Source organism: Staphylococcus simulans, from assembly GCF_002902285.1.
GTDB lineage: Bacteria > Bacillota > Bacilli > Staphylococcales > Staphylococcaceae > Staphylococcus > Staphylococcus simulans.
The window spans coordinates 13,979-25,394 of record NZ_PPRU01000053.1 but is presented as its reverse complement, the minus strand read 5'-3'; the positions used below and the strand labels follow the sequence as shown (position 1 = coordinate 25,394).

10 protein-coding genes are annotated in these 11,416 nt (G+C 34.9%); 8 read left to right on the top strand and 2 right to left on the bottom strand.

Annotated elements, in window-relative coordinates; all coding sequences use genetic code 11:
* Positions 1-6: 6 nt before the first annotated feature.
* The 7 genes from CD112_RS11730 (at position 7) to gnd (ending at position 7,778) form a co-directional block, all read left to right on the top strand.
* Positions 7-999: a thiamine pyrophosphate-dependent dehydrogenase E1 component subunit alpha gene (locus CD112_RS11730; RefSeq protein WP_103364368.1), complete on the top strand. Its 993-nt coding sequence runs from the start codon at positions 7-9 to the stop codon at positions 997-999.
* Entirely contained in the window at positions 999-1,982 is a 984-nt protein-coding gene (locus CD112_RS11725; RefSeq protein WP_023015167.1) for an alpha-ketoacid dehydrogenase subunit beta, read from the top strand. The genes CD112_RS11730 and CD112_RS11725 overlap by 1 nt, the downstream gene beginning before the upstream one ends.
* 19 nt (positions 1,983-2,001) lie before the next feature.
* Entirely contained in the window at positions 2,002-3,306 is a 1,305-nt protein-coding gene (locus tag CD112_RS11720; RefSeq protein WP_103364367.1) for a dihydrolipoamide acetyltransferase family protein, read from the top strand.
* A 96-nt stretch (positions 3,307-3,402) separates the two neighbouring features.
* Positions 3,403-3,840, top strand: coding sequence for a bacilliredoxin BrxB (gene brxB / locus CD112_RS11715; RefSeq protein WP_002481008.1), 438 nt, complete (start codon positions 3,403-3,405; stop codon positions 3,838-3,840).
* A 12-nt stretch (positions 3,841-3,852) separates the two neighbouring features.
* A complete protein-coding gene (locus CD112_RS11710) occupies positions 3,853-4,830 on the top strand; it encodes an aromatic acid exporter family protein (RefSeq protein ID WP_057510485.1) in 978 nt (325 codons plus the stop codon).
* A 333-nt stretch (positions 4,831-5,163) separates the two neighbouring features.
* Positions 5,164-6,288 carry a M20/M25/M40 family metallo-hydrolase gene (locus CD112_RS11705; RefSeq protein WP_070625945.1) on the top strand — a complete coding sequence of 375 codons (1,125 nt, stop codon included), beginning with the start codon at positions 5,164-5,166 and terminating at the stop codon, positions 6,286-6,288.
* An 80-nt stretch (positions 6,289-6,368) separates the two neighbouring features.
* On the top strand, positions 6,369-7,778 hold the full coding sequence (gene gnd / locus CD112_RS11700) for an NADP-dependent phosphogluconate dehydrogenase (protein WP_057510487.1): 1,410 nt from the start codon (positions 6,369-6,371) through the stop codon (positions 7,776-7,778).
* A 65-nt stretch (positions 7,779-7,843) separates the two neighbouring features.
* Here gnd and CD112_RS11695 read toward each other — a convergent pair whose 3' ends face one another.
* Positions 7,844-8,698, bottom strand: coding sequence for an effector binding domain-containing protein (locus tag CD112_RS11695; protein ID WP_023015172.1), 855 nt, complete (start codon positions 8,696-8,698; stop codon positions 7,844-7,846).
* Positions 8,699-8,833: 135 nt separating this feature from the next.
* Complete coding sequence (zwf, locus tag CD112_RS11690) at positions 8,834-10,318, bottom strand: glucose-6-phosphate dehydrogenase (protein WP_002481003.1); 1,485 nt, start codon at positions 10,316-10,318, stop codon at positions 8,834-8,836.
* Between the two features lie 137 nt (positions 10,319-10,455).
* Between zwf and rnz the strand changes: the two genes are divergently transcribed.
* Positions 10,456-11,376 (top strand): ribonuclease Z, encoded by a 921-nt coding sequence (gene rnz, locus CD112_RS11685; RefSeq protein ID WP_103364366.1) that lies wholly within the window; start codon positions 10,456-10,458, stop codon positions 11,374-11,376.
* Positions 11,377-11,416: the final 40 nt, after the last annotated feature.

Genomic DNA, 11,416 nt, shown 5'->3' with positions numbered 1-11,416 from the left:
TAGAAAATGATGGATTATAAATCTGCCGGTCTGACCGAAAATGATTTAAAAGAAATGTATAAATGGATGGATCTTGGCCGCAAATTAGATGAAAGAATGTGGCTCTTAAACCGTGCAGGCAAAATTCCTTTCGTAATTAGTTGCCAAGGTCAAGAAGCAGCACAAATCGGTATGGCGTTTGCGATGGAAAAAGGAGATGTTTCAGCACCTTATTATCGTGATTTAGCATTAATCACATATCTCGGTATTACACCTGCTGAAACAATGATGTCAGCTTTTGGTAAAAAAGGAGATATCAACTCTGGAGGTAAACAAATGCCTTCACATTACAGTAAAAAATCTGTCGATATTTTATCACAAAGTTCACCAGTAGGCACGCAAGTATTACAAGGTGTAGGTGCAGCTTTAGCATTAAAAATGGATCGCAAACCTAATATTGCTATGGCAACACTAGGTGAAGGAACATCTAACCAAGGCGATTTCCATGAGGGACTAAACTTTGCTGGGGTTCAAAAATTACCATTTATTTGTGTGATTGAAAACAATGAATATGCAATCTCAGTCCCATCACACTTACAATATGCTGCTGAAAAACTTTCTGATCGTGCGCTTGGATATGGTATCCACGGAGAAAGAGTAGATGGAAATGACCCAATTGCAATGTATAAAGCTATGCATGAAGCACGCGAAAGAGCATTAAGTGGCGAGGGTTCTACTTTATTAGAAGCAATGTGTACTAGAATGACTGCACATTCTTCTGATGATGATGACCAATATCGTAGTCCTGAAATCAGAGAAGGCTTAAAATCTCAAGATTGCAATATTAAATTTAAAGCACATCTGATGGATTTAGAAATTGCGGATCAAGCTTGGTTCGACGAAATTGAAAAAGAAAATAAATCAATCGTCAACAAAGCAACAAAAGAAGCAGAAGCTTCTCCTTATCCAGATCCAAGTGAAACATATACATTTGTTTACGAAGAAGGAGGGCTTGAATAATGGCTAAACTCACTTATTTAGCAGCTATCAAACAAGCAATTTATCAGGCTATGGAAAAAGACCCTGATGTATTTGTATTAGGAGAAGACGTCGGTAAAAAAGGTGGCGTATTTGGTGTTACTCAAGGCTTACAAGAAAAATTCGGAATTGAACGTGTCATCGATACACCATTAGCCGAATCAAATATCGTTGGTACAGCTATCGGAGCATCTATGTTAGGTAAGCGCCCAATTGCTGAAATTCAATTTGCTGAATATATTTTACCAGCGACTAACCAAATTATGAGTGAAGCTGCAAAAATGCGTTACCGTTCAAATAATGATTGGAGTTCACCAATCACTATTCGTGCACCTTTTGGTGGAGGTATACATGGCGCTTTATATCATTCTCAAAGTATAGAAAGTGTTTTTGCATCTACACCTGGATTAACAATCGTTATTCCATCTACACCATATGATGCGAAAGGTCTGCTATTAGCTTCAGTTGAATCGAATGATCCTGTACTTTATTTCGAACATAAAAAAGCGTATCGGTTACTTAAAGAGGAAGTACCTGAAGAATATTATACAGTCCCACTAGGTAAAGCGGATGTAAAACGTGAAGGCAATGATATTACAGTCTTTACTTATGGTTTATGTGTTAATTACAGCTTACAAGCTGCAGATGTTTTAGCAGAAGAAGGTATAGATGTAGAAGTTGTCGACTTACGTACAGTTTATCCATTAGACAAAGAAACGATTATTGAACGTGCAAAACGTACAGGTAAGATTTTACTTGTAACTGAAGATAATTTGGAAGGCAGCATTATGTCAGAAGTATCAGCAATCATCGCTGAAAATTGCTTGTTTGATTTAGATGCTCCAATCATGCGTCTTGCTGGTCCAGACGTGCCATCTATGCCATTCTCGCCACCATTAGAGGATGAATTCATGATGAATCCAGATAAAATCAAAGCAAAAATGTTAGAACTTGCACGTTTCTAAATTATAGGAGGCTTATCAAATGGAAATCAAAATGCCGAAACTCGGAGAAAGTGTACATGAAGGTACAATTGAACAATGGTTAGTAGAAGTCGGCGATACTATTGAAGAATACGAGCCTATTTGTGAGGTTATTACAGATAAAGTAACAGCGGAAGTACCGTCTACTGAAGCTGGTACAATTACCAAAATCCTAGTTGAAGCTGGGGAAACTATTAGTGTCGGGACTCCAATTTGTGAAATTGATGCTGAAGGTTCATCAGATGAGATTTCAGAATCTGATTCAAAACCAGAATCAACAGCAACTACAGAAAAACCCGAAAATGAAAATACATCAACAGAAACCCAAACTGAATCTAAACAAAATTTTAAGAACGCTACCTCTGATAAACCACTAAATAATGGTAGATATTCACCTGTTGTATTTAAATTAGCTTCTGAACATCAAATTGATTTATCACAAGTTAAAGGGACAGGCTTTGAAGGTCGTGTGACAAAAAAAGATATTGAATATGTAATTGCTCACCCAGAAGCTGTCTCAACTCAAGCTGGGTCAACACCAATTCAAAATAAACCTGCTGAAAAAGAAAATATCCAACCTTCTGCATCTACAGAACAATCAACTGTTCCAGCTGATTCTGTTCCTGTAAATGGTGTGCGTAAAGCGATTGCTAAACATATGGTTCAAAGTGTTTCAGAAATTCCTCATGCATGGATGATGGTTGAAGCTGATGCAACAAACTTAGTGAAAACTAGAAATCATCATAAAAAGCAATTTAAGGCAAAAGAAGGTTATAATTTAACATTCTTCGCATTCTTTGTTAATGCAGTTGCAGAAGCATTAAAAGAGTTCCCAATGTTAAACAGTAGTTGGCAAGGCTCTGAAATTAAAGTTCATAAGGATATCAATATCTCAATTGCAGTAGCTGTAGAGGATAAATTATATACACCAGTCATCCACAATGCAGATGAAAAATCAATTAAGGGAATTGCACGCGAAGTTAATGAATTAGCTCAAAAAGCACGTCAAAATAAATTAACACAAGCTGATTTACAGGGTGGAACTTTTACTGTAAATAATACTGGAACATTCGGTTCTGTCTCTTCGATGGGCATTATTAACCACCCACAAGCTGCGATTTTACAAGTAGAATCCATTGTAAAAAAACCAGTTGTGATTGATGATATGATTGCAATTCGTAATATGGTGAACTTATGTATTTCGATTGATCATCGTATTTTAGATGGCTTACAAGCTGGTCGTTTCATGAACACAATCAAAAATAGAGTAGAACAATTTACAATCGAACATACGCATATTTATTAAACTGTTCTTAATGTTAAAGTTAATCCTGTTGAAGATTACTAAATTAATTAGTAGAATAAAATAGAACGTTATTAAGAACTGAAAGGTGATTTCGATATGGATTTAAATTTCGATTTATATATGAACGATGTTGTAGAACAAGCACGTAACGAGATAGAAAAAGCAGGTTATGAACAACTTACAACGCCTGAAGAAGTAGATGCTGTATTAAAACAAGACGGTACTACACTTGTTATGGTTAACTCAGTTTGCGGTTGTGCCGGAGGTATTGCACGTCCAGCTGCTGAACATTCATTACATTATGATAAACTACCTGATCGCTTAGTTTCAGTCTTTGCAGGACAAGATAAAGAAGCGACACAACAAGCGAGAGATTATTTTGAAGGTTATGCTCCTTCAAGTCCATCATTTGCGTTAGTTAAAGATGGTAAAATTGCTGAAATGATTGAACGTCATCAAATAGAAGGCCATGACATTATGGATGTTATTACACAGCTTCAAAATTTATTCGAAAAATATTGTGAAGAACGATAAGAGGTAAAGCAGATGATGCGTTTTAATCCCTATAAAATAGGATTTAGAACGATAAAGACTGCTGTAGGAATGGCACTTGGAATAATTATTGCCAAATTAATTGGTTTAGATAATTTTTCTTCAAGTGCCATTTTAGTTGTTTTATGTATTAAACATACAAAAGTACATTCCCTACAAGCAATTGTTTCTCGTTTTGTATCCTGTATTCTTATATTGATATTAGGATCTATCGTTTTTAGTTTGCTTGGTCAAAATGCAATTGTATTAGGTTTAATCGTATTATTCTTTATACCTTTAACAGTAGTATTAGGGGTACAAGAAGGTATTATTACAAGTTGCGTTATATTGCTACATGTTTTTAATGCTAAAGTTATTGATTTACATTTATTTATCAATGAAGTTTTACTGTTAATCGTTGGCTTAGGTATCGCTTTTATTATGAACTTAATTATGCCAAGTCTAGATAAACAATTAAAAGAATATAAACATAAAATAGAGAAACAGTTTACTGAGACTTTCAATGCATTCAGTAAATCATGTTTTGATTTAGATTATCCAGTAGATGTGCCACTCAAAAACATTGAACTCGAAATCCAAAAAGCGAAATCTTATGCGTTCAGAGACGTAAAAAATCACTTTGTTCGTAACGAAAACTCTTATTATCATTATTTTGATATGAGAGAAGAACAATTGGAAATAATAGAGCGTATTGAACACCTGCTGAAGAATATAAAATCAGAAGATAAAATGATGCACCGTTTAGGTAATTTGTTTGCTGAAATAGCTAAGAACGTTAATAGTAATGATTATACTGCGATGCGTCTGTATTCACTTTATGATTTACATATTGATCTTTATGATCAATCTCTGCCTCAGTCGAAAGAAGCCTTAATCAATCGTGCAAACGAAATACAAATTGTTAGTGAACTAGAACGTTATTTACAAATTAAATCTCATTTTGGATCGTTAAAATTATACGATGAAATATAAAAAACGAGGGTGATCTTTTTTACAGATCATCCTCATTTTTTATTACTGCATCAATGGTGCTAAACTTGATAATATCAGTGCAACGATTACTGCTACCAACATAACGATGATAACAACTTTTGAGACTTTGCCTTTAAACACGTTATTCTCCTCCAGATAAACTTTCTTCTTAATTATAAATATAGTACTTTATTTTAAATCAATATGGTTATGTTTTCAACTTGACGCTTACAAATTATTATATCATGATTTTAACCTATTTTTTAGAACATATATGTTTTACAAAGCAGATAAATCGTATACACTAAACATAGTATAGGAAGGGGTTAGAACATGATTAACGAACAACGTTTACTAGAAACATTTTTAGAATTGGTACAAATCGACTCAGAAACAGGTCATGAAGAAATCATTCAACCAATTCTTAAAGAAAAATTTGAAAGTTTAGGTTTAACAGTAAAAGAAGATAATGCAGGTGAGCAGCCTGATTTAGGTGCAAACAACTTAATCTGTACACTTGCGGCAACAGAAAATCACAATAAAACCCAAAAAATTTATTTTACAAGTCATATGGATACAGTTGCACCTGGTATTGGCGTTAAACCTATCATCAAAGATGATGGATATATCTATTCAGATGGTACAACTGTACTAGGCGCAGATGACAAAGCAGGGATTGCTGCTTTACTTGAATTAATTCAAGTATTAAAAGTAAATCAAATCCCACATGGCCAAATTCAATTTGTTATCACAGTAGGTGAAGAGTCTGGTTTACTAGGTGCTAAGGCGCTTAATCCTGAATTATTAGATGCACAATTTGGATACGCAGTAGATGCTAGTGCACCAATTGGAACAACTGTATTGGGTGCACCTACACAGATGAAACTTAGTGCAGTAATTCATGGTAAAAAAGCACATGCCAGCACACCGGATAAAGGTGTAAGTGCTATTAATATTGCGGCGAAAGCAGTCAGTAAAATGAAGTTAGGTAAAATCGATGATGAAACAACTGCCAATATCGGTAGTTTTACTGGCGGTTCAGCAACGAATATAGTCGCTGACGAAGTCACATTACATGCAGAAGCCAGATCACATGACAATAACAAAATCGAAGCCCAAATCAACCATATGAAACAAGTATTTGAGGAAACTGCCGAAGCTTATGGTTGCAGTGCTGATGTATTTACAAGTAAAAGTTATCAAGGTTTTAAAGTAGCTGAAGATGCTAAAGTGACACAATATGCAGTAAAAAGTGCACAAAGTTTAGGATTAAGTGGAAATACAGTGGTTGCCGGAGGCGGCTCTGATGGAAATATTATCAACGCATTAGGTATTCCAACTGTGATTATTGGTATCGGATATCAAAATATCCATACAACTGAAGAAAGAATGGAAATTCAATCTTTAAATTTATTAGCTGAACAACTACTTAAAATTGTAGAATTAACTAGCGATTGATTTTAAGCTTGAATAAGTGAGCAGGAACGCTAATTGTGATACAATAAAATAGAAAATTTTATCAAAGAGAGGTAAGTAATATGACGCAACAAATTGGTGTAGTCGGTTTAGCCGTAATGGGTAAAAACCTAGCTTGGAATATTGAATCTCGTGGCTATACAGTCTCAGTTTATAACCGCTCAAAAGAAAAAACTGACACAATGGTCGAAGAATCAAAAGACAAAAATATTCACCCAACTTATTCTTTAGAAGAATTTGTGAATTCACTTGAACGTCCACGTAAAATTCTTTTAATGGTTAAAGCAGGTCCGGCAACGGATGCGACAATCGAAGGTTTATTACCATTGTTAGATGATGGTGATATTTTAATCGATGGTGGTAATACAAACTATCAAGATACGATTCGTCGTAACAAAGCATTAGCAGAAAGCGGCATTAACTTTATTGGTACAGGTGTATCAGGAGGAGAAGTAGGCGCATTGACTGGTCCTTCAATCATGCCTGGTGGTCAAAAAGAAGCATATGACAAAGTTGCTGATATCTTAGAAGCAATTTCTGCTAAAGCTGACGATGGTGCGCCTTGTGTAACATACATTGGTCCAGACGGTGCAGGACATTACGTTAAAATGGTACACAATGGTATCGAATATGCTGACATGCAATTAATCGCTGAAAGTTATGCATTAATGAAAGATGCATTGCATATGTCACATACTGAAATCGCAAATACATTCAAAGAATGGAATGCAGGCGAACTTGAAAGTTACTTAATTGAAATTACTGGTGAAATCTTCAACAAACTTGATGAAGACGGTTCCCCATTAGTTGAAAAAGTAATGGATAAAGCAGGTCAAAAAGGTACTGGTAAATGGACTTCTATTAATGCATTAGAACTAGGTGTACCATTAACAATTATTACTGAATCTGTATTCGCACGCTTTATCTCATCAATGAAAGATGAGCGCGTCGCTGCTTCTAAAGAATTAACTGGCCCATCACCAAAATTTGAAGGTAATAAAGATGAGTTCTTAGAAAAAATCCGTAAGGCGCTTTATATGAGTAAAATCTGTTCATATGCACAAGGTTTTGCGCAAATGCGTAAAGCAAGTGAAGAAAACGAATGGAACTTACAACTTGGCGATTTAGCTATGATTTGGAGAGCAGGTTGTATTATTCGCGCACAATTCTTACAAAAAATTAAAGAGGCATATGATAATAATCCAGAATTACAAAACTTATTATTAGATCCTTATTTCAAAGATATCGTAACAAATTATCAATCAGCATTACGTGATGTTGTTGCTGAAAGTGTTGCAAATGGTGTTCCTACACCTGGATTTGCTGCGAGCATTAATTACTTTGACAGTTATCGTTCAGAAAACTTACCAGCAAACTTAATTCAAGCACAACGTGACTACTTCGGTGCGCACACTTATCAACGTAAAGACCAAGAAGGTACATTCCATACACATTGGGCTGAAGAAAAATAATTTTATAAATCTATAAAAAGCACACTATCAGATTATCATTTCTGATAGTGTGCTTTTCACTTTAATTATTCATCTAAATCAACAGGCAACCATAATTGAATTTTTGTAAAAGGATTGTCGAAAGAAATATCAAATGGATAAACCTCTACATACAAAGCTTCAGTTTCATAAGGCATCGTCAGCTGCAATCTTGTTTCAATATAGTGCCATGCTTCATTGACCGCAAAATCAATCTCACCTTGTAAATTAAACTTAGCATATTGTCTAGAGGGTAAAAATCGACTTTCTAAATGAGCGGGGTACCGTTCGCTTGGTACACCTATAAACAATTCAACACCATTTTCCAGTGGACACTTTACAACAAATAGTTCATGAGGACTTACATCGTTATAACGTTCAAGTTCTTTAATTTTACCATCTACTAATAAATCCTCTAAAAAATCAGCAACAAGAAATGGATTGCTTAAGTCCTCTGTATTCACAAATTTAGCATAACCGACTAATGCGTGATCCTCAGATTTTTCCAATCTATACGTATAAGGTGGACGATCCGTTGTTGCTATTCTTAAATATAATCTTTCTTGCATTTTCAACTCATCTTGCTTCAGCTTTGCTTGAATAGGGGAAATGCCATGATAATCACTAAATGCATTAGCAAAATCATTTGTATCTTCATAATGATACTTTTTAGCGATATCTACTAAACGAAAAGCCCCTACAATCACATCTTCAGCTGCTTTCGTTAATTTTCTAGCTTCTGCATACTCACTAGGAGATAAGCCGACAACCATTTTAAAAGACTGATCTAGATGCATGGGAGAAAGGCCAACGTAATCGCTTAAATCTTGCAAATGAAAAGGCTCATAAACACGGTCCTCAATATAAACAATGGCCTGTTGTATTTGCTTGATAACGTCCAAACTGCTCACTCCTAAAATAACTATTGTCCTATATTATACCGTATTCTTCTATGACTTTCCTACAAAAAGACGTTAAAAAGACAAGACAGTATCAATGTTGTGACACTGTCTTGTCTTCATAAATTTAAACTGATATTAATGTATATCGTCCCACCAGTGGAATCCATCACGACTTAATAACAATTCACTTGTTAATGGACCGTTAGTACCTGATTTATAGTTAGGGAAGTCAGGTTCAACTTGATCCCATTCTTCTTGAATTGCATCAACATATTTCCAAGTTGATTTTAATTCTTCCCAGTGTGTAAAGTTTGTTGCATCACCTTTTAAGCAGTCGAACAATAAGTTCTCATAGGCGTCAACGGTATTCATTTTATCTTGTGCACTCATTGAGTATGATAGTTGAACTGGTTCAGTTTCAATACCTTGTACGTTTTTCTTCGCATTTAAATGAATAGAAACACCTTCATTAGGTTGGATGTTAATAACCAATAAGTTGGAATCTAAATGCTTATCTTTTTCGTAATATAAATTCATAGGTACTTCTTTAAATTCAACCACGACTTGAATAGATTTACGTTTCATTCGTTTACCAGTACGGATGTAGAATGGTACACCAGCCCAACGGAAGTTATCAATCATGACTTTACCTGAAACAAAAGTAGGTGTGATTGAGTCTTCGCTGACACGATCTTCTTCACGATAGCTTTTAACATACTTGCCATCAATTTCACCAGCATCATATTGACCACGTACAAAGTTTGTACGAACCGCTTCAGAATCCAATGGTTGCAACGACTTCAACACTTTCACTTTTTCCGCACGGATATCTGCACTATTTAAACTGATCGGCGGTTCCATCGCTAACAACGCCACCATTTGAAGCATATGGTTTTGGAACATATCCTTCAATGCACCGCTAGATTCATAATACCCTCCACGGTCTTCAACACCTAAAATCTCAGATGAAGTCACTTGAATATTTGAAATGTATTTATTGTTCCATAAAGGCTCAAACATCGCATTCGCAAATCGTAACACTTCGATGTTTTGTACCATATCCTTACCAAGATAATGGTCAATACGGTAAATTTCATTTTCTTTAAATGATTTTCTAATTTGTTTGTTTAATTTTTCAGCTGAAGCCAAATCACTGCCGAATGGTTTTTCAATTACAAGGCGTTTGAATCCTCTTGTCTTAGTTAAACCAGATGATTTTAAGTAATCCGTAACTAAACCAAAGAAGTTAGGGGCCATAGCTAAGTAGAATAGACGATTTCCTTGTAAGCCGAATTCTGAATCGAGTTGATTACTAAACTGCAATAAATCATCATAGCTTTGTTCTTCGCTGACATCATGTTTGAAGTAAAATACATGTTCCATAAATTGATCAAGGTGTTTTGTATCTTTTACATGAGCTTGAATAGATGACTTAACTTGGTTGCGAAAATGCTCATTCGAATAGTCACGACGGCCAATACCAATGATTGCAACATGTTCATCTAAATTATCTTGTTGGTATAAATGGAATAGTGAGGGGAACAGCTTTCGATGACTTAAATCACCAGTTGCTCCAAAAATTGTAATCAAACATGGTATATGCTTTCTTTTATTACTCAAGATTCAAAACCTCAATTCTATATTAGATATGCTATTATTATAAACTATGAAGAATTAATGTAACACATTTATGCTTAAATTTCTTCGTGTTTGTCATTTTAGATATGGTACACTAACGTGTAGAGAGGAGCGTTATAATGGAAATTACATTTTTAGGTACTGGAGCGGCGTTGCCAACCAAAGAACGCAATACACAAGCAATAGCGCTCAACTTAGAACCCTATTCAAATTCAATATGGCTATTCGATGTAGGAGAAGGAACGCAACATCAAATCTTGCATCATTCGATTAAACTCGGAAAAGTAGACCATATTTTCATCACCCATATGCATGGTGATCATATATTCGGCTTACCCGGCTTATTAACAAGCCGTTCTTTCCAAGGAGGGGAAGATAAACCCTTAACAATCATTGGGCCAAGAGGTATTAAAAGCTATGTTGAAATGACATTACAAGCCTCATTATCTAAATTAAATTATCCAATTACATTTATAGAAATTGATGAACAATTACATTACCATCACGAAGGTTTTACAATCAGTGCATATGCTTTAAATCATGGTGTACCATCATTCGGCTACCGTATTGAAGCACCAACCACACCTGGTAAAATAGATGTCGCTGCATTAAAAACTATCGGTATGGAACCAGGACCAAAATACCAAGAAGTCAAAGAACAAAATACTTTTGTATTCAACAATCAAACTTATGACTCATCACAATTTAAAGGTTCAGATAAAATAGGTCCTAAAATCGCAATATTCGGCGATACCATGCCTTGTAAAAATGAATATTTACTTGCTGAAGATGTTGACGTGATTGTTCATGAAGCTACATATATTGATGGTGATAGAACATTAGCGGATAGTCATCATCATAGCCATATTTCAGATGTATTAAAACTATTAGAAGATTCTCATGCGAAACAAGCATTGTTGAATCATATTAGTAACCGTTATAACCTGAGTGATATCGATGTGTTGTATGCTGAATTACAAGAGCATTATCCACATTTAAAATTTAAATTCGTAAGAGACTTTGATGCGTTTGAAATATAAAAATGCTGAGGCAGATAATTTAACTGTCTCAGCATTTCTT

Excerpts from the sequence above, each read along its gene's own strand:
- CD112_RS11705 (WP_070625945.1), top strand. The coding sequence starts at position 5,164 with ATGATTAACGAACAACGTTTACTAGAAACATTTTTAGAATTGGTACAA.
- CD112_RS11725 (WP_023015167.1), top strand. The coding sequence starts at position 999 with ATGGCTAAACTCACTTATTTAGCAGCTATCAAACAAGCAATTTATCAG.
- CD112_RS11730 (WP_103364368.1), top strand. The coding sequence starts at position 7 with ATGATGGATTATAAATCTGCCGGTCTGACCGAAAATGATTTAAAAGAA.
- rnz (WP_103364366.1), top strand. The coding sequence starts at position 10,456 with ATGGAAATTACATTTTTAGGTACTGGAGCGGCGTTGCCAACCAAAGAA.
- CD112_RS11720 (WP_103364367.1), top strand. The coding sequence starts at position 2,002 with ATGGAAATCAAAATGCCGAAACTCGGAGAAAGTGTACATGAAGGTACA.
- gnd (WP_057510487.1), top strand. The coding sequence starts at position 6,369 with ATGACGCAACAAATTGGTGTAGTCGGTTTAGCCGTAATGGGTAAAAAC.
- CD112_RS11710 (WP_057510485.1), top strand. The coding sequence starts at position 3,853 with ATGATGCGTTTTAATCCCTATAAAATAGGATTTAGAACGATAAAGACT.
- brxB (WP_002481008.1), top strand. The coding sequence starts at position 3,403 with ATGGATTTAAATTTCGATTTATATATGAACGATGTTGTAGAACAAGCA.